This is a genomic window from Kitasatospora sp. NPDC059646 (assembly GCF_042734615.1).
In the GTDB taxonomy this organism is placed as follows: domain Bacteria; phylum Actinomycetota; class Actinomycetes; order Streptomycetales; family Streptomycetaceae; genus Kitasatospora.
Window position 1 is genome coordinate 111,173 of sequence record NZ_JBHWDS010000005.1, and the last position, 24,290, is coordinate 135,462.

Here is a 24,290-nt window from a genome sequence, read left to right on the forward strand (position 1 = left end):
GACCTGGCTCGCCCCACAGTGGCGTGGACCGGAGCGGGGTGTCAACGCTCTGCCGCCGGGCCGCCCGCGCCGCCCGCCGACACTGCCCGATGGGGCAGGCGGCCCTGCCCCCGGCCCGGCCGGGGCGGCCCCTCGGACGGGGCCCGGAACGGAATGGTTCGCGTGCGCTCCGGGGGCCGCCGGGTGAACGGAGAACGGTCCCGCGGAATCCGGCCGGGAATCGCCGACGGCTGCTGCCGGCCGACTTCCGTACCCGAAAGTCCGGGGAACCCCGCCCGCCCCGCCGACAGAACTCCGGAACGCCTATTCGCCGTCCGGCCGTCCGCGCCGATATTGATCCGTGATGATCGTTGCGCACCCTGCGGCGAATATCTCGGGAAGATCACGGAGATGCGGGGGAGATGTTCCGGAGACGGCGAAGGCCGTCGAATTCGGAGCCGCGCCGGGGGGTGCGGGGCAGGCGGCGGGGAGGGCCTAGGCCAGGCAGGCCCGGCCGCGGTCGTGCTCGCCGAGGTCCAGCAGCGCCCGCCCGATGGCGTCCAGCGCGTTCGCCCGCCGGTGCTCCAGGCCGACCTTCCGGGCGATCGCCAGCGCCTGCTCGGCCGCCTCCAGTGCCCGGTCCGGCAGCCCGGCGGCCCGGCAGGACTCGGCCAGGCCCACCAGCACCCCCGGCATCCGGTCCCAGGCGCCGAGCGCGCGCAGCGCCCCCAGGCACTCCCGGTAGTCCTCGCACGCCGCCTCCGGCCGGCCCAGCCCGTGCAGCGCCGTCGCCCGGGCGAACAGCATGTGCACCTGGCCGACGAAGTCACCGAGCTCCCGGAACGCCACCAGACTGCGCTCGGCCCGCAACCGCGCCGACTCCGGCCGGCCCACGGCGAGGTCGGCCAGCGCCGCCATCCCCTCGACGAAGGCGTGCGCCGACGGGCTGCCCAGCTCGGCGCTCAGCGCGATCGCCTCGTCGCACCAGGCCGCCACCTCCTCGTCCGTGCAGTGCGGGAGGCCGGTCAGCGCCAGCACGACCAGCGCGCCCGGCAGCAGCGCCGCCTGATCGGTCCGCCGGGCCAGCGTCACCACCCGGAGCGCCTCGGCCCGGGACTGCCGGGTGCGCTGGAACTCCCGCTGCGCCCACATCAGCGTGTACCGGGCCCGCGCCTCGCTCTCCGGCAGGCCCGCCGCCGCGGTGGCCTCCGCGACCCGTCCGGCCAGCTCGCACAGCTCGGGCACGGCCATGCCCAGGTCGATCAGCTGGATCAGCACCAGCGTTAGGTCCGCGACCACCGCCAGCGGGCCGTCCGGGTCACGGGTGGCCTGCTCGGCGACCGCCAGCACCGCGGCGATCTCCTGCCGGGCCCAGCTCAGCCCCTCGGCCGGCCCGTCGAACGCCGGCCCGGCGGGCTCCGCCGCCACCAGGTCCGGGAACGGGTAGCCGGGCCGGACCACCCGGTACAGGCCCGCCACCGTCACCAGGTAGTGCCGCAGCAGCCGCTCCACGGCGGCCCGCCCGGCGGCGTCCCCGTCCACCTCCCGGACCAGCTCGCGGGCGAACAGCCGCAGCAGGTCGTGGTACTGGTAGCGGCCGGGGTACGGGCAGGACAGCAGCCCCAGGTCGGTCAGCGACTCGGCCAGCCGCTCCGCCTCCGGCTCCGGCAGGCCCAGCAGCACGGCGGCCGCCGCCGAGGACACCCCCGGGCCGTCCGCCAGCGACAGCAGCCGGAACGCGCGGGCGGTCTCCGCGTCGAGCTGGTCGTAGCTGAGCCGGAACGACGCCGCGACCGCCAACTCCCCGGCCTCCAGCTCGGCCAGCCGCCGCCGCTCCGACGCCAGCCGGTCCGCCATGTGCGACAACTGCCAGGCGGGGCGGGCCGCCAGCCGGGACGCCGCCGTCCGCACCGCCAGCGGCAGGAACCCGCAGGCCGCCGCCAGCCGCCGGGCCGCCGCCGGCTCGGCCGTCACCCGCGGCTCCCCGGCGATCGCCGTGAGCAGCCGCACCGACTCCTCCGGCGTCAGCGGCTCCAGGCCGACCTGACGGGTCATCGGCACTCCCGACAGCCAGGCCCGGCTGGTCACCAGCACCGCGCAGGAGCGGCTGCCGGGCAGCAGCGGCCCGACCTGCTGGGTGTCGCGGGCGTCGTCCAGCACGAGCAGCACGCGCAGGCCCGCCACCCGGGACCGGAACATCGCGGCCCGCTCCGCCGTCCCCTGCGGGATCGCCGCGTCGGCCACGCCCAGCGCGCCCAGTAAACCGGCCAGCACCTCGCCCGGATCGGCCGGGAACGCCCCCGCCCCCTGCAGGTTCACGTACAGCTGGCCGTCCGGGTACTGCCCGCCCACGGCGTGCGCGACGTGCACCGCCAGCGTCGACTTGCCGACCCCGCCCAGGCCGGAGATCCCCACCACCGGCATCGTCGGACCGCCGGGCGCCAGGTCCGCGCAGAGCGCCGCGCACAGCTCGTCCCGGCCGGTCCAGTCGGAGACGTCGGCGGGCAGCTGGGCCGGCGCGGACGGTGCGGCCGGGGAACCGGCGGGCTCGGAGGCCGGCCCGCCGCCCGGTTCGAACACCGGTGCCGGCACCGCGGCGGGCGCCGCCAGCTTCGGATCGCCCGACAGGACGCCCAGGTGCAGCTCGCGCAGCCGGGGCCCCGGATCGACCCCCAGCTGCTCCAGCAGCGTGCGGCGGGCGTCCGCGTACACGCCCAGCGCCTCGGCCTGCCGCCCGCTGCGGTACAGCGCCAGCATCAGCAGCTCCCGCATCGGCTCCAGCAGCGGGTACTGGCTGACCCACACGGTCAGCTCGCCGATCACGTCCGCGTGCCGCCCGGCCGCCAACTCGGTCTCCAGCCAAGCCTGGACGGCGTTCAGCCGGCGCTCGGCCAGCCGGGCCCGGTGCGCCTGGGCGAACGGCCCGGGCAGCCCGGCCAGCGGCTCGCCGTGCCACAGCCCGCACGCCTCCCGCAGCAGCCCGAGCGCCCCGGCCGTGTCGCCCAGCGCGCGGGCCCGGCCCGCCGCCGCGACCCGGTTCTCGAACACCTCGGCGTCCGTGCAGTCGGCCGGCAGCCGCAGCACGTAGCCGCTGCCCGAGGACACCAGCACCGCCGGGTGCACCCGGTCCGGCTCCAGCACCCGCCGCAGCCGCGACACGTACGTGCGCACGACGGCGGCGGCGCGGGCCGGCGGCTCCTCCCACAGCGCGTCGAGCAGCTCGTCGACGGACACGATCCGGCGGGCCCGCAGTGCCAGCGCGGTCAGCAGCGCCCGCTGCTGCGGCGGGCCGAGCTCCAACTCGCGCTCCCCGCGCCAGGCCTGCACCGGCCCGAGCAGGCACAGGCGCAGCCGCTCCCCGCCGTCCGGCACCGGGGCCGAGGTGCCGTGGGGCTCTCCGATTTCCGTCATTGTCAGAAGGTAGCGGTTGGGCCCGGCGGACCGCGGGGCCGGGGCGGGTGCAATTCCGCCGCCGCGGGCGGGACTTGCCGGTCGCCCGGGCCCGCGCATTCGAATCCGCCGGGCCGGCGGCCGCGCGCGGAAACGGCCGCGCGGCGGACCGTCCTCCCGGCGGGGCCGAAATTGCCGAAACTTCTCCCGCGGAACGGGAACCGCCGGCGCAGATGCGCATCCGTCAATCTTTTATTGACCGGCGGCGGTTAGCGTGGCCCGAGTCCGCGGAACCGCCGGCGGACACGGGGACTCCCGCGGTGCCGGCCGGGCCGCGGGAGGAGGGACGGCGTCGCGTGCGGACGGCGCCGGCCGACCGGTTCTGACGGTGCGCCGCCGCCTGTGGGGGGCGGTGGGCGCACCGCCGAGCACAACGAAAGGAATCCAGCGCCGTGCTCCAGTACGCCGACGACGTCCGTACGACGACCCGCCCGATCCCGACGCAGACCACCCGGACGATCCCGGTGGCCGTCCACGCCCCGGACCCGCTCTCCCGGGCCGGGGTCGTCAGCTTCCTCCGGCAGTGCCCGGAGGTGTCGCTGGTGGACGACAACCACCCGGGCGGGACGGGCGTGGCCCTGCTGGTCTCCGACGTCTTCGACGAGGCGGCCCTGGCCGGCCTGTCCCGGCTCGTCCGGACCGAACGCACCCGCGTGGTGCTGGTCGTGGACCGGATCCAGGAACCGGAACTGCTCAACGTCGTCTCGCTCGGGGTGACCACCATCCTGTGGCGCCGCGAGGTGACCAGGGAACGCCTGCGCCAGGCCGTCCTCACCGCCGATCGGGGCCACGGCGACCTCCCGCCCGACCTGCTGGGCAAACTCATCGGCTGCATGGGCCGCCGGCGCGGCGGCGACGGCCAGGCGCACGACAACGGCCCCACCGGCTTCGGCCTGCTGCCGCGCGAGGTGGACGTGCTGCGCCTGGTCGCCGACGGCATGGACACCGGGGAGATCGCCGTCAAGCTGCTCTACTCGGAGCGGACGATCAAGAACATCATCCACACCGTCACCACCCGCTTCCAGCTCCGCAACCGCGCCCACGCGGTGGCCTACGCCCTGCGCGAGGGCTACATCTAGGCCGGAGCCGGGCGGCTCGGTTGCGGTGCGCGGGGGGCGTGTGGATCCGGCCCGGGTCGGGCAGACGTCCGGCCGGGAGTCCGCCGTGGCCGAGGACGCGACCGGGACGGCCGCCGTCCGACCGACCGAGGTCCCCGCGCCGCCACCCGATCCGCGCACTCCCTCGGGCCGCCCGCTGCCGTACTGAAGGGGAACCGGCCGATGGACCCGCGATGTCACCCGCCGGGCCCCGACGGACGGGCGCTGCCCGTGCGGCGGGTCCTGCTGACCGGCTGGTTCAGCTTCCTGCACGGCGAGGCCACGGCAGGCGACGTGCTGGCGGTGGAGGCGGTCGCCCGGGCCCTGGCGGAACGGGGCACACCGCACGACATCGCCTGGTCGCCCCGTTTCCGCCCCGGCGGGCCCACGCTCGACTCGGTCGCACCGGAGCGCTACAGCCACCTGGTGTTCGTCTGCGGTCCGCTGCACTCGCGCCCGCCCGCCCCCGGGACGCCCGCACCGGTCGCCGAGATCCACCGGCGGTTCGGCCACTGCCGCCGGATCGCCGTCGGGGTGTCGGTACCGGACGGCGAGGACCCGGCGGTCGCCGGCTTCCACCAGGTCCTCGCCCGGGACGGGGCCGGTCCGCCGGTCCCCGACCTGTCGTGGTTCGCCGGCCGTCAGCGGCCGGTGCCGGTGGTCGGCGTCCTGCTCAACGCGGGGCAGGGGGAGTACGGGCCGGCTCGGCGGCACGAGGAGCTGGCCGTCACCCTGGGCAGCTGGCTCCGCGAGCTGGACGCCGCCCGGATCGAGCTGGACACCCGGCTGTCGAGCGAGGACTGGCGCCTGCCGGCCACCCCGGCCCAACTGCACTCCCAGCTGAGCCGACTCGACGTCGTCCTGACGACCCGCCTGCACGGCCTGGTGCTCGGCCTGGCGGCGGGTGTCCCCGCGCTGGCGGTCGACCCCGTCCGCGGCGGCGCGAAGGTGACGGCCCAGGCCCGGGCGCTGGACTGGCCCGCCGTACTGCCCAGTTCGGCCACCCCGGCGCAACTCGACCGGTGGTGGCAGTGGTGCCTGGGAGCACAGGCCCTGCAGTCGGCGGACCGTGCGGCGGCGCGGGCCCGCGGCGGGAGCACACTGCTCAGCGGGCTGCTGGCCGAGCTGCTGCCGCCGCACTGACCGGGCGGGGACCGGCCGGCCGCGCGCGGCAGGAGCGCTGCGGGCCCGGCAGCCGCGGACCGCGCCCGACGCGGCCCGGCCACCCGGCGGGGCCCCGCGCAGCGGCGGCGCCGCACGGCTCGTGGCTCGCCGTCGCCGCCGCCCGTCCGGCGGAAGCGTGCGGGCAGGCGTCACATGTTCAGCGTGACCAGCATCGCGATCATCATCGTGGCGATCAGCAGGGCGATCAGCACGATCGGGACGACCGGCCAGGTGCTGGTGGCGCGCCCGAGTTCGGGCGGCTCCGGGTGGGAGATCCCCGACGTACCGCCCTCGGCCGGCGGGGTGTCACCGGGCAGTGGGTTGCCGCCCCGGTCCAGGCCTGGCGTGACTTCCGGATCCGGATCGGGTGTGGTCATGACGCACTCCTCAGATCGTGAGCACCGGACCCCGGAGCGGGGACCCGGCCGGGCCCGGTTCACGCGGCGACGACCGTCCGGTGGGCCTCGACCCGTGCCGCGCCTGCCCGACGCATCGGCCGGTGAAACGGGAACCCCGGGGTACCACGCCGTGGTCCGGGCCGGTGCGGTCCGAAGGGCCGGGCGCGGCCGGCCGGGCGCACCCGCGCCGCGGTCCTGGCGAACGGCGGCGCATGCGGGCCGGTCGGGCGTGGCCCGCGCCCCGCGAGGTATCCGCGAGGGAGCCGGACGAACCGGCGGACACGGGGACCGGAAGGAGACCGCCATGACCGACCCCGATCGGACGCCCAGGACACCCGACCTGCCGCCCCCGGACGGAGCCCGGGCACCCGACATCGCCGAGGTCGCCGCCGAGGAGGGCCGCGACCCGACCGAAGGCCCCGCCTCCGACCAGAACCGCTCGGCCGCACGGACCGCCAAGGCCGAGGGCGAGGGCGACGGCGAGGAGGAGCCGCCCGACTGACCACCTGAGCCCTGCGCCGAACAGGTCCGCGGAGCCGCCGCCCGGCCGCGGGTCCAGTCTCGCCGCCCGGCCAACTCAACCTCGGCGCAGAGTGGTTGACGGCGAGACCGGTCCTCCGGTCCGATGGCTTCGGACAGTGGCCGGCCTTGGAGGGCGGTCATCCGCTCGGGCAGTGGCGGGCCCACGGGCGATTCCGGTCAGCCGAGCGGTGCCGCAGGCTCCAGTCCGGTCCAGCGTCCTGATCCGCCGCGGGCGTTGAGGCGTTGGGCGATGCGGACGGTCTCCACCACCATCACCCGGTTCTCGCTCGCGGAGGCCGTCGCAAGCAGGAAGGCGGCAGGGTCGTCCATCCGTCGGCTGATGCTGGAGCGGATCAGGGCGCGCTGCAGACGGGCCGGGCCGAGCCGACTCGACCGGACGAGTTCCTCCCATTGCCGGCGGTCCGTCCGGGCGGCCAGGTCGGCGATGGGACGGTGCCAGCGCTGGATGACGCCGTCGGTCGAACCGCTCAGTGACGAGAGGCGTTCGGCGGCGGTGCCGAAGAGTGCGACCGCCTCGTCGGGGGCTTCGACGGCGAGGCGTTCCAGCAGTCGGCCGACCACCGTGACGTCGGAGGCCTTGGCCGCCGTCAGGACGTGGCGTTGGGCCGCGCGGCAGGCCTCGCGCGCGCCGGCCGGTGAAGCGACGGGGTGGTGCCGGCAGACGAGGACGATCCGGCACTGGCGGGCGACCGCCTGGCACCGCTCCTGCCACTTCAGGCTCGGGCCCCGGCGTTCCGGCTCGCCCTCGCCCTCGGCCGTGCGCCGGAACTCGACGTCCAGCTCCCGGCAGCGGGCCGGGGTCAGGGCGCCCGAGGGGGTGTGCTCCAGGACCGTCTGGGCGAGCAGCAGCGTCGCCTTCCTGGCGTGGAGGTCGCCGCGGCGGCGGAGCGCCTCGATCAGCAGGTCGTGTGAGGGCGGGTCGGTGATTCCCCGTTCGAGGAGCCGGCCCCACAGGGCCGGTGCGCTCTGCCGGGCTGCCTCGCCCTGCCGGCCGAACCAGCCGTCCAGGCACATCGTGGTGAGGGCCCCGCTGTGCCGCCGGAGGGCTGCCGTCAGGCGCGCGTCCTCGATGGTGATCTCGTTCTGGTCCTTGCCGTCGGCTTTCCGCAGCGACGTGCCGAGCCACTTCGGGTCGAGCCGATGGTCGAAGGTTCCCCCGGCGAAGAGGTGGTCGACGAGTCCCGGGTGCCGCGGCAGCAGCCTTTGCAGGCAGGTGGTGACCGGCCGGTCCACCGATCGCCCGGCCTTCCCCCGGCCGCCGGCGGCCCGCTGCTCGCGCCACAGCCGCAGCGCCGCGATCGCGTGCGCGTGCCCGGCGGCGGTGCCGGCCACGAGGAGCGACCCGGCGGCCTGGTCGGTCAGCCAGACGCGTTCGAGGACGTCGGCCGTGGGCGGGTCCGCTGACACGGACGAGCCGCGGGCCCCGTCCGGCCACGCCTCGGCGAGCAGCGCGGAGACGGTGTCCACCGGGAGGGCCCGGCCCCAGGTGTGCACGGCCAGGGGCGCGGGGCGGACCGCGGGCGACGGGTCGGCGAGCGTGCGGAGCTGGGTCGCCAGCCAGCCGCGGATCACCGCCGCGCCGCCGCCCCGGCCGTCCGCCCGGGACGGTGCGGGCGGGGCGCCGCCCACCAGGTCGGTCCGGACCTTCCCGTCCGTGAGCAGGGGCGCCAGCAGGCCGTCGGTGAGCAGCGCCTTGTTCTCGTCGGTGGAGCAGTCGATCGCGGCGGCGAGCAGCGCTTCGGCCTGCTCGGGCGTTGCCCGGAGCGCGCACTCGCCGACGGCCCGCATCTGGGCGTGCGAGAGCAGGGCGTTCGGCCGCCGGGCCGCGGCCCTGAGGACGCGTTCGAGCGGAGGCTGCCGATCAGCCGGACGGGCCCGCCAGGCCGCGGCGGTGATACGGCCGAGGGCGGCCTGGAGTCCGATCGCGTCGTCGTTCCTGGTGCTGTCGCCGGACCAACGGCGCCGCAGCATGCCACGGACCAGGGGGTACGGGGCTTCGGGCCAGGCGTAGGGCCGGGCGGCCAGGCGCAGGGAGCGGGCGAGGGGGCGCAGGTCCTGGCGGAAGTCGGTGAAGAAGCTGCGCAGTCGCGGCCAGACCCAGGCCGGGTCCTTCTCGGCGAGTGCCTCCAGCAGGTGGAGGGCCGGGCCGGGGTTCGTCCCGCGGCCGGCGATCTTGGCGATCAGCCATGCCCAGAGACACCGGTCCGGGTCGCAGGTGGTGGGGCCGCAGACTCCGGGCTTGCGCCGCGCCGTGCGCCGCGGGCAGGTCAGGTCGACGGCAGCGACGGCGGCCTCGGGGAAGCTCTCCGCGAACCGGCCCAGGACCTCCACCACCGCCCAGCGCACCGTGGCGTCCCGGTCGTGCCAGATCTGGTCGAGTTCCTCCGACAGGCGGGTCGGGTCGCGGTGGCAGACGCCCGGCAGCGCTTCCAGGTAGACGTGGGCGTGTTCGACGGAGAGTCCGGGCAGCACGCGGGCCATCGCGGCGCGCAGGGCGGGGCCGGGCTGGGGAAGCCGGGCGTACACCCGCAGGAGGAGAGCCAGGTGGTTGTGCTCCGGTGCGGTTGCGCCCGCCAGGTCTTCCAGGAGCGCCTCCGCCCGGGTGCCCGCGCTGCCGCCCGCCCGGCCCGCCTGGACCAGCGCCTGTTCGAGGACCGCCAGGCGGAACTGGTCGTTGGGGTTCTCGCGGAGCCAGTCGAGCAGTCTCCCGACGGGGCGGTCGTCACCGTGCTCCTCCAGGCTGCACAGGCCGTGGCCCGCCGCGTACTCGAAGAGTGTCTGGTGGACGAAGGAGTAGCGGAGCAGTGAGCCCTCGCCCTGTCGTTCCACCACCCCGCGGGACAGGAGTGCGTCCAGGCCCGGCGTTGCCTCGTTCCGCGCCCGGAGGACGGCCATCCGGACCGGCAGCCGGCTGGTCACCGTGGCAGCGGGCAGTTCGGGCCGACCTTCCGTGAGCATCAGCTCGGCCAGCGCCTCGGCGGTGCGGGAGACGTCGGCCGACTCCGTGGGCGCGGTGCGGGCGCCGGCCCGGAGGTCGCGGTGGACGCGGTGCTGCCAGTAGCGGTCGTACAAGTTGGTCGAGTCCACCTCCGCGACGTCCGGCAGTCCCGGAGCGGAGACCTCGAACAGGAGCCGCAGGGTCAGCGGGACCCGGCAGACCTCGCGCAGCGGGAGGCCCTTCACGGCGGCCGCGGTGACGGCGCGGTAGACCTCGTCCACGGAGACCTCGGTGTTGCCCGTGTAGAAGTACTCGGCGTGCCTGCGGACCGCGTCGTCCTGCTCTCGGTCGCTGTACGCGGAGAGGTGCTTCCAGTCGAGGCCTTCGTGCTGGACGAGGGCGCGCAGCTGCCGCGACTCGGCCTCCCGGCTCGTCAGCAGCAGCGGGATGGAGTGGTCCGCGGTGAAGGCGAGAAGGTCCTGCAGCAGTTCGGCCCCGTCGGGGCGGGAGAGCAGGACATCGGCCGTGTCGACCAGGAAGATCGCGCGTCCGTTCAACAGGGGCGCGGCTGCACGCAGTTGTTCGACGGAGACGGAGGACCCGTCCCGCCGGTCGGCCTCGCGGTCGCAGAGGTCCCCGGCGCGCAGCAGGTAGGGCTGCCGCGCGCCCCCGGCCTCGCTCAGCAGGGCGTGCAGCCGCCACAGCAGGGTGGTCTTGCCCGCGCCGGGCGCTCCCACCACGCAGGCCGACTCGCCCTCGCCGAGCAGGTGGAGCAGCGGCTGTTCGAGGTCGCGCTCCACGTACAGCGTGCTGAGGTCGAGCGGCGTGTCCCCGAGGGACACCCCCTCGTGGTGCTGGGCGGCCCGGAGCGCCGCCCGGCTGTGTCGCTCGAGGTTGCGCAGGGCGGCCTCGGACGCTTCGTCGGCCCGGCGCTGCGGCGGTACGGGACTCGGCGGCGCGGGCGGGTCCGGGGGCGTTCGCGCGGCAGGCGTCGTCGGCGGGGTCGGGGCGGGCAGTTCGAACACCTCCGTCGGCGCCCAGCCCGGGTCGTGGTCCTCCAGGACGGCGCCCGCGGCTTCGGCGGCGAGGCGCAGGTACCACCACTGCCGTTCCGGGTCCTTGGACCACCCGACGAAGAGGAGCGCGTTGGCGGCGATCGCCAGCCGGGTGGCCGTCTGCCACTCGTCCACCCAGTTGCCGGGTTCGGCCCAGGCGATCCCCGCCCGGTGGACCCGCTGGACGGTCTCCCGCAGGTCGGTGGGCAGGAGACTGCCGTCCGAGGCCTCGGCGTCGACGGCGAGGAGCAGGCGCACCAGTGCGTCGCGCTGTTGCGTGCCCGCGGGGAGATGGCCGTCGGCGACCGACAGCAGCAAGGTCATCGGATCGTGCGCGAGGGGCAGTTCGTTGCCGTAGGAGGCGAGGTCGATCAACTTGAACTCGACCTTCCGCCGGTCGAGTCCGGAGGTGTGGAGCAGGATGTTGCCGGGATGCAGGTCGCCGTGGGCCCGGCCGAGGTGGACGGCGAAGAGCTTGCGGTCGAAGGCCCGATGGCCCCTGGCCATGGCCAGGGGATTGGGGAGGATCCTGCCGTCCGGAAAGCGCAGTCCCGGACTCTCGCTCTCCCACAGGCCCGGGACGGACCTGGCCCAGCGGGCCAGCTTGCTCCCCTCGGCCAGGCGCGGAGCCAGTTGGAACGCCAGCACCTCCCCGACCTTCAGCCTGCTCAGCTTCGGTTCGGTGTTCCACTTGCCGAGCACGGCCGTCACGACGGTCTCGCAGATCTTCGGGACCAGCGGCGAGTTGACGTGGCGTTCGAACAGGGTCGTGCGGCGCAAGCCGCCGAAGGCGACGTCCTGGAACACCAGGCAGCCGTCGTCCGGCAGCGGGACGGGCCCGCACGGCTGGTCCAGCAGGTGCGCCTGCCGGAAGCCCTTCGGGGCGTGCGCGTGGGCACTGATGTGCGCCTCCGACTCCCGCTGCGGCCGCCGTCCGGGAGGGCAGCGCTTGAGCAGCGCCTTGTACGCGGCGCGATTGACCTGCTGGACGCCGACGCTGAGAACTGCGGCATCGGTACCGCCGCCGTCGATCCGCCCCGGATCCTCCAGCCACACGGCGCAGTTGGTCCGCTTCATCCAGTCCCGAAGCGCCGCCCACGCCTGCTCGTCGAGGAACTCCGACAGCTCGGGGCTCTCCACATCGCCCGGCACGCATACCCCCTGATGACCGATCAGGAATACTCTACGGCGGGTCGGAGGGGGTGCACATGGCAACAGTGCGGGGTGGGAACGGTGCGGCTGCCGGATGGCCGGGACGCCGCTGGCTCGCCGTCGGGATCGGGGCGCTGGCAGGGTGCGGACTGCTCAGCCTCGTGCTGTACGCGACCCAGTGCGGGGAGCCGCTGGCCGTCCTCGGCTCGGGCCTGGCGATCGTGGCCGCCGCCGCTCTCTCGGGCGGTTCCCTGGGGTTCCTCTTCGGCATCCCCCGGGCCGTGGCGGCCGACAGTCGGGATGCCGCCCCCGGCGCCGGCGGGACCGGGCGCGTCCCGTACGCCGCCAACACCAACCTCGAGCAGGTGTCCGACTGGCTGACCAAGCTCCTCATCGGAGCGGGCCTCACCCAGCTCGGCACCATCGACCGGACCGTCCGCAGCCTGCTCGACGCCCTGAGCCCGTCCCTCGGCGGACGTCCGGACAGCAAGGCGTTCGCCGCGGCGATGATCCTGGCGTTCCTCGTGCTCGGCTTCCTCGTCGGCTGGCTGCTGACCCGGCTGCTGCTGGCCTCCGCCCTCTCGAACGCCGACCACCAGGCCCTGCAGGCCTTCGTGAACGCCGAGGGCCTGTCGGGTGTCGGTGATGTCGAGGCGGCCGACCAGCTCCGGGCGCGAGCCATGGAGACCCTGGGGCTGCCGACGGCCGAAGCCGCGCGTTACGACAGCATCCGGCAGTCGCAGCCCAGGAGCATCGCACGGACGGCCAGGATGCAGGCGATGGTCGACGCCGCACGCGAATCCGCTCCGAGCACCGGGCTGACGGCACATCAGATCGCGGAATTCTTCGGCGGGGGCGGCGAAGGGCAGCGGACCTACGCGCTGGCGCTCATGCAGGGCGACCCCGCCCTGGTGACCTGGCACTGCGTGCTCGACGCCATCGAGCATTCGCGGTCGGCGTTCGAACAGTTCCAGGCCCTGGAGGCGGCCCGGTCGGCGTTGAACCGGCTCCCCGTCGAGCACCGCACCGGACTGCGCCGGGTGCTGGAGGCCCAGCTGCGCGACGGACGGATATCCCGGTCCACCCAGCGCCGACAGGTGGCCGAGGAGATCCTGGCCGCACTCGACCGCCCGACCGCGCGAGCCGGTACGGAGCCGCGCTGAACGACCTGGGAGTGCCGACTACGAGCAATGCGGCAGCAGTTGGCGGCACAACGAACGTAGCGGTCTTCGTCGGGAAGCTCTGACCGGCGAGGAGTGGCCGGGGGAGCGGCGGGACAGGGATCGGGTCGACCCGATCGTTCCGGTGATCCGTGGAGGACCGCGTGCGCAAGAGGTTGACCGTCGCTGCCGCCTTCGGGCTGAGCCTGCTGCTGGCCGCTCCCGTCTCGGCCTCCGGCTCCCATCCGGGCGCGGACGGGCTGGGCGACCCGTACTACCCGACCCTCGGCAACGGCGGGTACCGGGTCTCGCACTACGACGTCCGGCTGAAGTACCAGCCCGCGACGGACGAGTTGGAGGGCACGACGACCATCCTGGCCACGGCCACCGAGGACCTCTCCCGGTTCAACCTGGACTTCGCGCTGAAGGTCACCGAGGTCCGGGTCGACGGGCGGCTCGCGGCCTTCGCCACCAGCGGGGACCAGGAGTTGGAGGTCACCCCGGCCCGGCCGCTGGCCAAGGGCTCCTCGGCGACCGTGGTGGTGCGCTACCGGGACGTGCCGTCGACCGTGCAGAAGTACGGCGGCTACACGGCCTGGCGGCGCACCCCGGACGGCGCGGTGGTGGCGGGGGAGCCGGTGTCGGCCGGCTGGTGGTTCCCGAGCAACGACCACCCGAGCGACAAGGCGACCTTCGACGTCTCGGTGCTGGTGCCGGACGGCACCCAGGTGATCAGCAACGGGGTGCTCGCCGGCACCGGTTCGCGGGCGGGCTGGACCCGGTACGACTGGCGGGAGAACAAGCCGCAGGCCACCTACCTGGCGACGCTGGCGATCGGGAAGTTCGACGTCACCCGGGGCACCACGGCCTCCGGCGTGCCGGTGTACAACGCCTACAGCAAGGACCTCGGGGAGAACGCGGCCGCGGCCCGGGCCAGTGTGGAGCGCACCGGCGAGCTGGTGGACTGGCTGAGCGGCTACTTCGGCGCGTACCCGTTCAGCTCGGTGGGCGGTTACGTGCCCAACGTCCGCACCGGCGGCGGCCTGGAGACCCAGACCCGGGTCTGCTACGGCCCCGGACTGTTCGCCCGGGGCTCCAACACCTCGGTCGTCGTGCACGAGCTGGCCCACCAGTGGTACGGCGACAGCGTCTCGCTCTCGCGGTGGAGCGACATCTGGCTGAACGAGGGCTTCGCCCAGTACGCGCAGTTCCTCTGGTCCGAGCACGAGAACGAGGGCACCGCGCAGGAACTGGCCGACTACGTCTACGCCTCCTACCCGGCCGACGACCCGTTCTGGTCCGTCAGGCCGGGCGACCCCGGGGAGGAGAACCAGCTCGCCGACGCCGTCTACGAGCGCGGCGCGCTCGCCGTCCAGGCGCTGCGCAACGCCGTCGGGGACGAGACCTTCTTCCGGATCCTGAAGGGCTGGCCCACCGAGCGGCGCTACGGCAACGCCACCATCCCGGAGTTCCGGGCCTACGCGGAGCGGGTCTCCGGCCGGGACCTCGGCGAGCTGCTGAACACCTGGCTGTTCACCCCGGGCAAGCCCGCCGTCGGGCCGGTGCCGAACGCGGCCGGGGCCGCCGCCGTCCCGCCGGCGGAACCGAAGTCGTGGAAGGAGATCCGGGCGGCCGACGCCGTTCACGCGGACCGGAGGTGACGGTGCGCCAGGTCGACGCCGGCGGTGGGCGTGGGCGCGGCACCGGTCGCGCCGCCCCCGGCCGTGGCACGGCGCCCCCCGGCCGTGGCACGGCGACCGCGGAGCGCGGCGGAGGGCGGCCGCCGGTGGAGACCGGTCCGATCCGCCCGTCCCGGGGCGGGGCGTCAGCCCCGGCCGCGCGGGTATGCGCGGCCTAGGATGCCCGTCAGACACCAGAGCCGGAGGGCGGTGAACACGGGTGGACCTCACCCACGTCGTGCGGGTCATGAGCGCCGCGGCCCGGGACGACTGCCCGGATCTGCCCGGCCGGCTGTGTGCCGCGTTCAACCGGGCGGCCGACGGCCGCGGCGCGGCCCTGGCGCTGATGGCCGACCTCACCCACCACCACACCCTCCTCCGGGCGTCCCACCCGGACGCCGCCGCGCTGTGCGAGCTGGAGTTCGACCTCGGCGTCGGACCGGGGCTGGAGGCGTTCCGGCGCGGCCGGCCGGTCCTGGTCGGCGATCTGCGCGGCGCCGAGGGCCAGCAGTGGCCGGTCTGGTCCGACACCGTGCAGGCCAGGAACCTGCCCGCCCGGGCCGTGTTCGGCTTCCCGCTCCAGATCGCCGGCTCACCGTTCGGGCTGATCCAGCTGCACCGCGACCGCCCCGGGATCCCGAACCAGACCGACATCGCCGCCGCGGCCCTCGCGGCCGACCTGGTCGCCCTCGCCCTCGCCCGCTCCTTCGACCGTCCCGCCCTGGGCGGCGCCCCCGCCTGGCTCCCGGAACCCGGCGTGGACAGCGTCGAGGTCGACCAGGCCATCGGCATGGTGATGGCGCAGCTGCGGGCTCCCGCGGAGACCGCGCTGGCCACGCTCCGCGCCCGCGCCTTCACCGAGGACCGGCCGCTGGACGAGGTGGCCCACGACGTACTCGCCCGGAAGATCGTCTTCGGGCCCGGCAGCGACGAGAAGGCGTAGCGTTGACAACGACAAGGGAGGCAGGCGTGAACCGACCCGAGCCGGTCATGGAGGCCTTCGCCGAACTGGCGAGGACCCTGGTCGGCGACTTCGACCTCGCCGAGACCCTGGACCGGGTCATCGACCACTGCGTCGCCGCCTGCGGAGCCGCAAGCGTCGGGCTGGTGGTCCAGGACGCCAGCGGCACCCTGCGCGACATCGCCTACTCCGACGACCGGGTGCGGCGTCTGGAGCGCCGGCAGATCGCCGCCGGGGAGGGCCCCTGCTTCGACTGCGTGCAGACCGGCCGGCCGGTCCTCGTCGACGACCTGGGCGCCACCCGGGACCGCTGGCCCGACTTCACCCCCGCCGCGCTGGAGGCCGGATACACCGGGGTCCGCGCACTGCCGCTGCGCCACCGGCGGCAGACCCTCGGCGCACTCAACCTCTTCGACCAGGAACCCGGCCGGTGCACCGACACCGACCTCCTGGCCGCGCAGGCCTTCGCCGACCTGGCGCTGCTCGCCGTCCTCCAGCACGCCCAGCCGGAGAGCCCGGCCGCGCACATCACCCGCGCGCTCGCCGCCCGCTCCGCCATCGAACGCGCCAAAGGCATGATCGCCAACGACGCCGGCAGCACCGTCGAGCACGCCCTCGTCCTGCTGCGCGGCCACGCCGAGCGCACCGGCCGCGGCACCACGGCCGTGGCCCGCGCCCTGCTCTCGGGGGAGGTCACCACCGCGGAGGTGCTGGCCGCGCCGGCGCCGCCGGGGGACTGACCGGCCGCCCGCCCGGACCGCGACGGCGTGTCGCGGCCCGGGCGGCCCGCCCCGTCGCTCCGGCCGGTCGGACGGTTAGGGTCGGGGCATGAGTGCGCGCTATCTGCTTCCGTACGCCCCCGAGGCGATCGGCGGGCTGCCCGCCGGGCTCGACGCCCTGGTGTGGGACGGCGAGGGGCCGGTGCCCGGCGACGAGGAGCTCCGCGGAGTGGAGTTCTTCTGCCTGCCGTACCTGCGGCACGCGGTCGCGCTGCCGGTGATCCGTCGCCTGCCGTCGCTGCGGGCGGTGCAGACCCTGACGGCCGGGATGGACGACGTGCTGCCGTACGTGCCGGACGGCGTGGTGGCGTGCAACGCGCGCGGGCTGCACGACGCCAGCACCGCCGAACTGGCGGTGACGCTGATCCTCGCCTCGCTGCGCGGGGTGCCGCGCTTCGTGCGGCTCCAGGACGAGGGGCGGTGGAGCCAGGAGTTCCACGACTCGCTCGCGGACCGGACGGTGCTGATCCTCGGGTACGGCTCGATCGGGCGGGCGCTGGCCGCCCGGCTGGAGGCCTTCGAGTGCGAGGTCGTCAAGGTCGCGCGGCGCGCCCGCCCGGAGGAACGGGTGCACGGGGCGGAGGAGTTGGCGGGTCTGCTGCCGGCGGCGGACGTCGTGGTGCTGCTCACGCCGCTGACCCCGGAGAGCCGCGGCCTGGTGGACGCCGGGTTCCTGGCGCGGATGAAGGACGGTGCGCTGCTGGTCAACGTCGCGCGGGGGCCCGTCGTCGACACCGGAGCGCTGCTGGCGGAGCTGTCCGCGGGGCGGCTGCGGGCGGCGCTGGACGTGACGGATCCGGAGCCGCTGCCCGCCGACCACCCGCTCTGGCACGCCCCCGGGGTGCTGATCACCCCTCATGTCGGCGGCCCGAGCAGCGCGTTCCTGCCGCGGGCCAGGCGGGTGCTGCGGGAGCGGATCCTGCGGTTCGAGAAGGGGGAGCCGCTCACGTCCGGGCACTGACCCGGGCGGTCGGGGCGCGCTCCGGAGGCGGTGGCCCGGCGGTCGAAATCGTCGTGCCGGTACGGAAGTTATGTTGACGAACCGGTGCGGCTGGGCAACACTGACAGGCGGTCGTGTCATGTGCGCGCCCACGGCAGTCTCTGTCCACCGCACGGCGCCCGGTCACCGGAGGTCGCGGTGACCTGCCCGGCATTCCGGTCAGGAGGACCCTCCATGGAAGCTCCTACCCTGCAAGCGGAACAGCGCGACCCCCTCGTCCTCGACGAGGCGTTCGACCTGGTGATCGGTGACCTGGAGCAGCCCGCTCCGGCGCACACGCCGACTGCCACGACCTGCGGCTGGCACCTCTACTGCGTGCTGCAGTAGGCGTCCCGGACCGTTCACGCTCGACAGCAGCTCCGCCCGTTCAAGGCCGGGTGCAGCACCCGAGGGCGCCCGGCCGTCGCTGTGCCACTTCTACCGTCAGGGGAAAACGATGGAGACGTTGACCGTGCAGGCCCCGCAGACCCTCGTCGCGGACGAGGCGTTCGACCTGGTGATCGGCGACCTGGAGCAGGACGTTCCGGGCCACCGCCAGGACGCCCTCCCGCAGGCGACCACCTGTGTGCGCGTCTACTGCGTACCGAACCTGTAGTCCCGGCGCCCGACCCGAACCGCGACGCCGCGCGGCGCCGGCCCGGCCGGTCGCGCGGCGTCGTGCCGCGACCAGCCGACCAGGAGCCGCATGGAACTGCGCGACCCCGGCGCCGCCGCCCGGAGGCCCGAACTCCCGCCCGGCACAAGCCGGTTGCTGACGGCGCTGGCCGAGGGCCGGGCGGGCCGGGCGTTTCCGCCGGTGGCCGTCCCCGGCCCGGACGGCACGCTCGCCGTCGCCCGCACGCTGGGCGGCCCGGCCGACGCGCGGGCCCTGGCGGACGCGCTGGCCGACGACCGGTTCGCGCCGCTGCACGAGGCGGTGCGGCGGATCGACGAGGCGGCCGCCGGGGAGCGGCGGATCGATCCGCGGCTGCTGCGGCCGGAGAACGCGGACCTGTTCGGCCCGCTGCTCACCGAGATCCTGGAGAGCTGCGTCGACGGACCGCCCGGGCGCGCCGCCGCCTTCGCCGACCTGCGGACCGGGCAGTACCTGGACTTCCTGGCGCTCTTCCTGGACCGGCTGGCCCGCGACCGGCCCTCCGGCCACCCCGTCACCGGCCTGTGGGCGAACGGCGACGAGACGCACAACGGTGGCCAGCGGGTGCTGCGGGCCGAGTTCGCCGACGGCGCCCGGCTCGCGTACAAGCCGCGCCCGGCGAGCGGCGAACTGCTGTTCCTGGCCACCGAGGGCTCGGTGTTCGCCCTGCTCAACTCGCTTCCCCCGGCGGCCGGTCCGGTCCGGCTGCCGACGCTGCGGTGCCGGCCCGGCAGCGGCCCGGACCGGTCCTGCTACTCCTGGCAGGAGTGGATCGAACCGCCGGACGCCCGGGGCGCCCTGCGCACCGACGGCGGGTGGACCATGCGCGGCGCCGTCCTCGACGCCGACGCGGCGCCCCGCTACTGGCACCGCGCCGGATCGCTCGCCGCCGCCGCGTTCGCGTTCGGGATCACCGACCTGATCGGCGGCAACCTGCTGATCGGGCAGCGCCCGGAGGACGGCGAGCCGCTGCCGTTCCCGGTCGACCTGGAGGCCTACTTCGCCGACCTCAAGCGCCTGTTCGAGACCGGCCTGCTGTTCGACCCCGCGGTCTCCGCGCACCACCACGCCGGCCTGGAGAACCTCGCCCGCTGGTGCGAGCCGGACGGCCCCGCGACCTGCTGGCGCCCGCAACCCGACGGCACACTGCGCCTGGAGCGGCGCACCCGGTCGCTGACCCGCACCGAGACCCGCACCGTGGTCGGCGACACCGAAGGCCGCACCGGGTACGGCCCCCACCTGACGGCGATGCTGCGCGGCATGTTCGACGCCTGGACGCTGATGTGCCGTCACCGCGCCCGGATCGCCGAGTTCCTCGGCGAGCGGGCCGCCGGGCACCTGGTCCGGGTGATCGCCCGCCCGACCGCCGAGTACCCGCACGGCGGCGAAGTCCCTTTCACGGAAGACGAATTGGAGCAGCTGGCGCGCGGCGACGCACCGTACTTCTTCCGCACCGCCGACGGCGGCCCGCTGCTCGCCCTGCGGACGCCGCCCGGCCGCGAACTCCGCACCCGCCCGGCCGACGCCCCCGGGCCGGCGGAGCGCCCGCCGTCCGCCGCCGTCCGCGAAGGCCGGAAGCTGGACCTCGCCGGGCTCGGCATCGCCCTGCGCGACGCGGTCGAACACGTCCACGCCGACCTGGACGCGGCCGAACTGCACGACCCCGGGCACGGAGTGCGGATCCGGCTGCGCGGCCCGCGCGAGGGCGAAGCCACCTTCGACTGGCCCGAACAGAATCGCCGCATCACCTACAGCTGGGACGAGACCACCCTGCGCCTGCGCATCGACCCGCCGGACGAGCCCCGCCCGGCCGCCGGGATCCGCGAACGGCTGCTGCGCCTGGCCCGGACCGACGCCGCGCTGCGCACCCCCTGGGCCGCCGGCGGCTTCACCGACACCGAACTGGAGGAGAAGCTCGAACGGCTGACCTCCGCCGGCATCGCCTGGCTGCGCGGCGTGGTCGCCGAGCACGGCTGGCCCGGCCACGCCCTGGTCGGCGCGGAGGCCGCCGCGGCCGCGAGCGCCCTGCTCCAGCACCACACCGGCGACCTCGCCTTCCGCCGCGAGTGCCTGACCCTGATCGAGGCCGCGGCCGCGCGCGGCGACATGCGCCCGCAGGACGCCGCCTACCTCGCCGACTCGCTGCGCCGGGCCGAGGGCCGCCCGCAGCTGTACGGCACGAAGTTCGAACGGGCGGCGGACGGCCGGCTGCGGCCCTGCCCGATCGAGGACGCGGACCGGGTGGACGAGCGCCGCGCGGCCGTCGGCCTCGGCCCGCTCGCCGACTACGCGGCCCTGCTGGCAGAGACCTTCCCCGCGCCCGCGAACGCGAATGCGCCCTCGCCCGCGAACACGAACGCGTCCGCGCCCGCGCCCGCGAACGCTCCCGGGGCCACGCCCGTGCGCACGCCCCCGAACGCACCCGAGAACGAAGGGGCACCGGCGTGACCGCGACCGACTGGACCGAACTCCTCGCCCGCGTCTGGGACAAGGAGCCCGCCCTGCTGCCGGCCGCCGCCCCGGCGGACCGGGCCCACCTGCACCGCACGATCGTCGCCGCCTGCGAGCCGTTCCGCGCCGGCACCGTGTTCCGGACCCTGCCGCAGGTCCGCCTGCACACCCCGCTCGGCTGGCTCGGCGCACCGGGCCGGCTGCTGCCCGACCACGCCGACCCCGACCCCGCCGCCTACCGGGCCCGGCTGCGCGCCGAACCGCCCGGCACCGGGACGGACGCCGGGTTCCTGCTGAGCGTGCGTCAACCCCTGCACACCGACTGGGAGCTGTGGTCGGCCGTCCGCGACGCCCTGGCCGGGCTGTGGCACCGGGTCGGCCCGCCGTGCCTGCCGGTCGAGGCCGAGCTGACCGAGGGCGACGCCTTCACCCGCCTCGCGGGCCTGGCCGCCCCCGCCGAGCACGCCGTCCTGACCTGGGTGCTCGACGGCGCGCTGGAGGCAGAACTGCACGAGACGGACGGCGGGACGCGCCTCCTGCGGGCGGGCGCCGGCGAGCTGCTGTACTGGCCGGAGGGCTCCCGCTGGCGCGAACACCACCTCGGGTGCACGACGCTGCGGATCTCCGTCCCCCGCGCCCGGCGACTGGCGACCGGAGCGGTCAAGGACCTGCTGGCCGAGACCGTCGGCGCCCGGCTGGAGTACGACGGCACGGTGCCCTGCCTGCCCCACCCGCCGCCCGCCGACCGGCCGCTCGGCCTGGCCGGGCCGCCGGCCGCCGTCGGCGAGGCGGTCCGCCGGGCCGCCGGGGGAGCGGACCTGCCCGCCGCGCTGCGCACCCGGTGGGCGGCCTGGCGGTCCTCGGCCGGACTGGATCCGGTGCCCGAGCCGCGCGCCGCCGTGCCCGTCCACCCCGGGCAGCGGCTGCGGGTGCTGCGCGAGGTCGTCCGGGTGCCGGACGGGCCCGGCCGGTGGATCTGGGCCGTCAACGGGCACGCCTTCCCGATCGGCGGCGCCGCGGGCGAGCGGATCGCGGAACAGCTGCGGCCCGGCCGCGGGTCGACGGTCGCCGAGCTGTGCCGGGCGGTCGGCGCGGACGAGCGCAACGCCGCCGTGCTCGCGCTGCTGCGCAAGCTCCACACCCTGCGCGGGATCGACCTGACCGACGGCGGGAGGACGGACGGATGACGACCGCGGAAGCCGACAGCGACCTGGCGGTCGTTCAGGGGCCCCTGGACTGGGACGAGTTCACCGCGCGCTACTGGGACCGGCGGCCGGTGCTGGTCAAGGCCGCCCTCCCGGCGCCCTTCGAACTGCGCGAGGTCTTCGCCGCCGCCACCCTCGCCACCAGGCCGGCCGGCCCGTACCGGACGGCGCCGAACGCCCAGTTCGCCGTCGGCCGCTTCCAGCAGTCCGAGCCCGCCGACTGGTTCCCGCGCCCCGAGGACGGCACCTTCGACGGCTACCGGCGGCGGCTGGACGCCGAACTGGCGGCCTTCTCGCCGGAGACGCGGTACGCGCTCACCGTGCACGCCTTCCACGCCTTCCACCCCGCCCAGTGGGAGCGCCAGCGGGCGTTCTACGAACCGCTGTGGGAGCGCACCGGGCTGCCGCTGTCCGGGGCGATCACCACGCTCTTCCACGGCAACTACGAGCACACCCCGGTCGGCGTCCACCGGGACCGCTTCGCCACCTTCATGTTCGCCCTCGAAGGCCGCAAGCGGATGCGGTTCTGGCGGGAGCGCCCGTGGACCGAACCGGTCACCACCAAACTGGACTACCGGCCCCACCTGGCCGCCTCGTTCACCGCCGAACCCGAGCCCGGCGACCTGCTGTACTGGCCCGCGAGCCACTACCACGTCGGCGAGAGCGTCGACGGCGCCGCCGCGACCAGCGTCAACGTCGGCGTGCCGCGCGAGGGGCACCGCGCCGGCTACGACGTGGACGACCTGCTGCTGGGCAAGGCCCCGGACACGATGGTCGACCCGGACGCCGCGCTGGTGCGGCTGCCCGCCGCCACCGCCCCGCTGTCCGCCCCCGAACCGCCGCCGGACGGCGCGCTGCCCGAAGCGCTGGAGCAGACCCTGCGGATCTTCCGCGAGTACCACGACCCCGACCGGATGCGGGAGCTGGTCGCCACGCTGGCACTCGGCAACCGGAGCGCCTCCGGCCTGTGCCCGGTCCCCCCGCCCGCGGCCCCGCGCCCCCTGGCCGACACCGCCGCGGTCCGCGCCCGCGCCCGGGTGCTGTACGAACCGCTCGGCGAAACGCTGCTGTACGCCGCCAACGGCCACGTCGCCCGCACCGCGCTGACGCTCCGTCAGGCCGAGCCGCTGCTGCACCGCCTCGCCGACCGCCGGCCGGCCCCGGTCGGCGACCTGCTCGCCCCGCTGCCCCCCGCCGCCCGCGAACCCGCCCGCCGCCTGCTGGAGACCCTGGAGGGCTTCCGCGCCCTGACCCGCGAGCGGTAGCGCCCGCGGCTACCGGCAGGCTGCGGCGAGCGCGTCCACCTCCCGGGCGAACGCCGCGCACAGGGCGGGCAGCCGGGGCCGCAGGAGGTGATGGGCCGTCACGGTCAGGGTGTGCGACTCGCCGTAGGTGGTGAACATGGTGAGCATGGCGATTCTCGGCAGCAGGCAGGAGAAGACGGTGAACTCCGCCACCGGGCGGCCGCAGAGGGTCAGCGGGGCGTCGCAGAGCAGGACGTTGGAGCAGGAGGTGCCGCCCGCCACCCGCGCACGGGCCACCGTCAGCGCGACGTAGGCGTGGACCCCGGCGGGGCCGCGCCCGCACGCGAACCGGGTGATCCGGGCGGCTCCGGCCGCCGTGCCGCGGCGCTTGTGCCCGGACATCGCACGATGGGTCAGCCGCAACCGCTCCACCGGGTCCTCGGCCTCGACCGGCAGCCGAAGCCGTACCGCGGACACCAGGTTGCCCAGGCAGTGCTCGGCGGCGAGCGCCGGCCGGGAGCTGACGGGCACCAGGCAGCGGACCCCGGACGGACCGGGCCGGCCGCCGAGCGCCCCCGGGACGGCCCGCAGCGCCCCCGCGAACGCGGCCAGCGCCACATCGTTGACGGTGACCGGCCGCTCCGGCAGGGCGCGCCGCGCCGCGGTCACCGTCGAGCGGGCGACCGTGACCCGCGCGGTCACCCGCCGCGGCGCGGGCAGCGGGACCCGGTCGCGCAGGCAGGCGGACGGCGCCCAGCAGCGCAGGGCGGCGGCCAACCCGCGCCAACTGCCGGGCGGCCGCCGGTGGGTGACGTCCGGCCCGCCGTCGAACGCGGTCAGCGCGCCCGGTCCCTCGCCGAGCAACCGGACCAGGACGGCGAGGGACTGGGCGTCGAGCAGGGCGTGGTGGGCGCCGAGGACGACGGCCTGCCGCGCGCCGTCGTGCACCAGCACCACCTCCCACGGCGGGCCCCCGGGCTCCGCCGGCAGGCAGCGGTCCAACTGCTCGGCCACCGCGTCGTCGAGCTCCTCGCCGGGGCGCAGCCACCGCTCCGACACCGGGACGGGGAAGCGGTCCGGGCCGACGGCCCGCCAGCGGTACCGCCCGTGACCGCCGTCGGTGGCCGCCCGCAGTCGGAGCCGGGCGACCCCCGCCCAGGCTTCGGACACCCGGGCCGTCAACTCGCCCGGGGAGAGCGGTGCTCCGGTGAGCCGCAGCAGCGCCGCGACGGTCGTCGGAGTGCCCTGGCGCTCCTGGGTCGCGGCCAGCAGCGCGTCCTCGGCCGGCATCCGCAGCGTGCCGGTGCCGGGCGGGCTGGTCCGACGAGGTGTCACGACGTATCCCTGGGGCGGGCCGGCGGGGGCGAGGGGTGGGGTTCCCAGGTTCGCCGGTCCGTCCGG

The 24,290-nt window shown here is 75.8% G+C and carries 17 protein-coding genes; 13 read left to right on the plus strand and 4 right to left on the minus strand.

Annotated elements, in window-relative coordinates; all coding sequences use genetic code 11:
* Nucleotides 1–474: 474 nt before the first annotated feature.
* Entirely contained in the window at nt 475–3,390 is a 2,916-nt protein-coding gene (locus ACFV1L_RS05100; RefSeq protein WP_380362995.1) for a BTAD domain-containing putative transcriptional regulator, read from the minus strand.
* A gap of 431 nt (nt 3,391–3,821) precedes the next feature.
* Here ACFV1L_RS05100 and ACFV1L_RS05105 point away from each other — a divergent pair, with 431 nt between their 5' ends.
* Complete coding sequence (locus ACFV1L_RS05105) at nt 3,822–4,508, plus strand: LuxR C-terminal-related transcriptional regulator (RefSeq protein WP_380362996.1); 687 nt, start codon at nt 3,822–3,824, stop codon at nt 4,506–4,508.
* Between the two features lie 201 nt (nt 4,509–4,709).
* Entirely contained in the window at nt 4,710–5,669 is a 960-nt protein-coding gene (locus tag ACFV1L_RS05110; protein WP_380362997.1) for a polysaccharide pyruvyl transferase family protein, read from the plus strand.
* 170 nt (nt 5,670–5,839) lie between these two features.
* Here the strand turns inward: ACFV1L_RS05110 and ACFV1L_RS05115 are convergent, their stop codons facing one another.
* Nucleotides 5,840–6,067: a DUF6480 family protein gene (locus ACFV1L_RS05115; protein ID WP_380362999.1), complete on the minus strand. Its 228-nt coding sequence runs from the start codon at nt 6,065–6,067 to the stop codon at nt 5,840–5,842.
* Nucleotides 6,068–6,392: 325 nt separating this feature from the next.
* Between ACFV1L_RS05115 and ACFV1L_RS05120 the strand changes: the two genes are divergently transcribed.
* The gene (locus ACFV1L_RS05120; RefSeq protein ID WP_380363000.1) at nt 6,393–6,590 is read left to right on the plus strand and encodes a hypothetical protein; all 198 of its coding nucleotides are present in this window, start codon (nt 6,393–6,395) and stop codon (nt 6,588–6,590) included.
* 197 nt (nt 6,591–6,787) lie between these two features.
* Here ACFV1L_RS05120 and ACFV1L_RS05125 read toward each other — a convergent pair whose 3' ends face one another.
* Nucleotides 6,788–11,776, minus strand: coding sequence for a hypothetical protein (locus tag ACFV1L_RS05125; RefSeq protein ID WP_380363001.1), 4,989 nt, complete (start codon nt 11,774–11,776; stop codon nt 6,788–6,790).
* 56 nt (nt 11,777–11,832) lie between these two features.
* On the opposite strand from ACFV1L_RS05125, the gene ACFV1L_RS05130 reads away from it, so the two are divergent.
* The 10 genes from ACFV1L_RS05130 (at nt 11,833) to ACFV1L_RS05175 (ending at nt 22,910) form a co-directional block, all read left to right on the plus strand.
* A complete protein-coding gene (locus tag ACFV1L_RS05130) occupies nt 11,833–12,939 on the plus strand; it encodes a hypothetical protein (protein WP_380363003.1) in 1,107 nt (368 codons plus the stop codon).
* Between the two features lie 161 nt (nt 12,940–13,100).
* Nucleotides 13,101–14,597 carry a M1 family metallopeptidase gene (locus tag ACFV1L_RS05135; RefSeq protein ID WP_380363005.1) on the plus strand — a complete coding sequence of 499 codons (1,497 nt, stop codon included), beginning with the start codon at nt 13,101–13,103 and terminating at the stop codon, nt 14,595–14,597.
* Between the two features lie 238 nt (nt 14,598–14,835).
* The gene (locus ACFV1L_RS05140; RefSeq protein WP_380363006.1) at nt 14,836–15,558 is read left to right on the plus strand and encodes a GAF and ANTAR domain-containing protein; all 723 of its coding nucleotides are present in this window, start codon (nt 14,836–14,838) and stop codon (nt 15,556–15,558) included.
* A 26-nt stretch (nt 15,559–15,584) separates the two neighbouring features.
* Nucleotides 15,585–16,316 (plus strand): GAF and ANTAR domain-containing protein, encoded by a 732-nt coding sequence (locus ACFV1L_RS05145; RefSeq protein WP_380363008.1) that lies wholly within the window; start codon nt 15,585–15,587, stop codon nt 16,314–16,316.
* 88 nt (nt 16,317–16,404) lie between these two features.
* A complete protein-coding gene (locus tag ACFV1L_RS05150) occupies nt 16,405–17,316 on the plus strand; it encodes a 2-hydroxyacid dehydrogenase (RefSeq protein WP_380363010.1) in 912 nt (303 codons plus the stop codon).
* A 213-nt stretch (nt 17,317–17,529) separates the two neighbouring features.
* Complete coding sequence (locus ACFV1L_RS05155) at nt 17,530–17,682, plus strand: hypothetical protein (RefSeq protein WP_380363011.1); 153 nt, start codon at nt 17,530–17,532, stop codon at nt 17,680–17,682.
* Between the two features lie 109 nt (nt 17,683–17,791).
* Nucleotides 17,792–17,950 carry a hypothetical protein gene (locus ACFV1L_RS05160; protein ID WP_167574125.1) on the plus strand — a complete coding sequence of 53 codons (159 nt, stop codon included), beginning with the start codon at nt 17,792–17,794 and terminating at the stop codon, nt 17,948–17,950.
* A gap of 90 nt (nt 17,951–18,040) precedes the next feature.
* Complete coding sequence (locus ACFV1L_RS05165; protein WP_380363013.1) at nt 18,041–20,437, plus strand: DUF4135 domain-containing protein; 2,397 nt, start codon at nt 18,041–18,043, stop codon at nt 20,435–20,437.
* Nucleotides 20,434–21,627, plus strand: coding sequence for a hypothetical protein (locus ACFV1L_RS05170; RefSeq protein WP_380363015.1), 1,194 nt, complete (start codon nt 20,434–20,436; stop codon nt 21,625–21,627). Before ACFV1L_RS05165 ends, ACFV1L_RS05170 begins: the two co-directional genes overlap by 4 nt.
* The gene (locus tag ACFV1L_RS05175; RefSeq protein ID WP_380363017.1) at nt 21,624–22,910 is read left to right on the plus strand and encodes a JmjC domain-containing protein; all 1,287 of its coding nucleotides are present in this window, start codon (nt 21,624–21,626) and stop codon (nt 22,908–22,910) included. The genes ACFV1L_RS05170 and ACFV1L_RS05175 overlap by 4 nt, the downstream gene beginning before the upstream one ends.
* Nucleotides 22,911–22,919: 9 nt before the next feature.
* Here ACFV1L_RS05175 and ACFV1L_RS05180 read toward each other — a convergent pair whose 3' ends face one another.
* Complete coding sequence (locus ACFV1L_RS05180) at nt 22,920–24,224, minus strand: WS/DGAT domain-containing protein (RefSeq protein WP_380363018.1); 1,305 nt, start codon at nt 24,222–24,224, stop codon at nt 22,920–22,922.
* Nucleotides 24,225–24,290 lie beyond the last annotated feature (66 nt).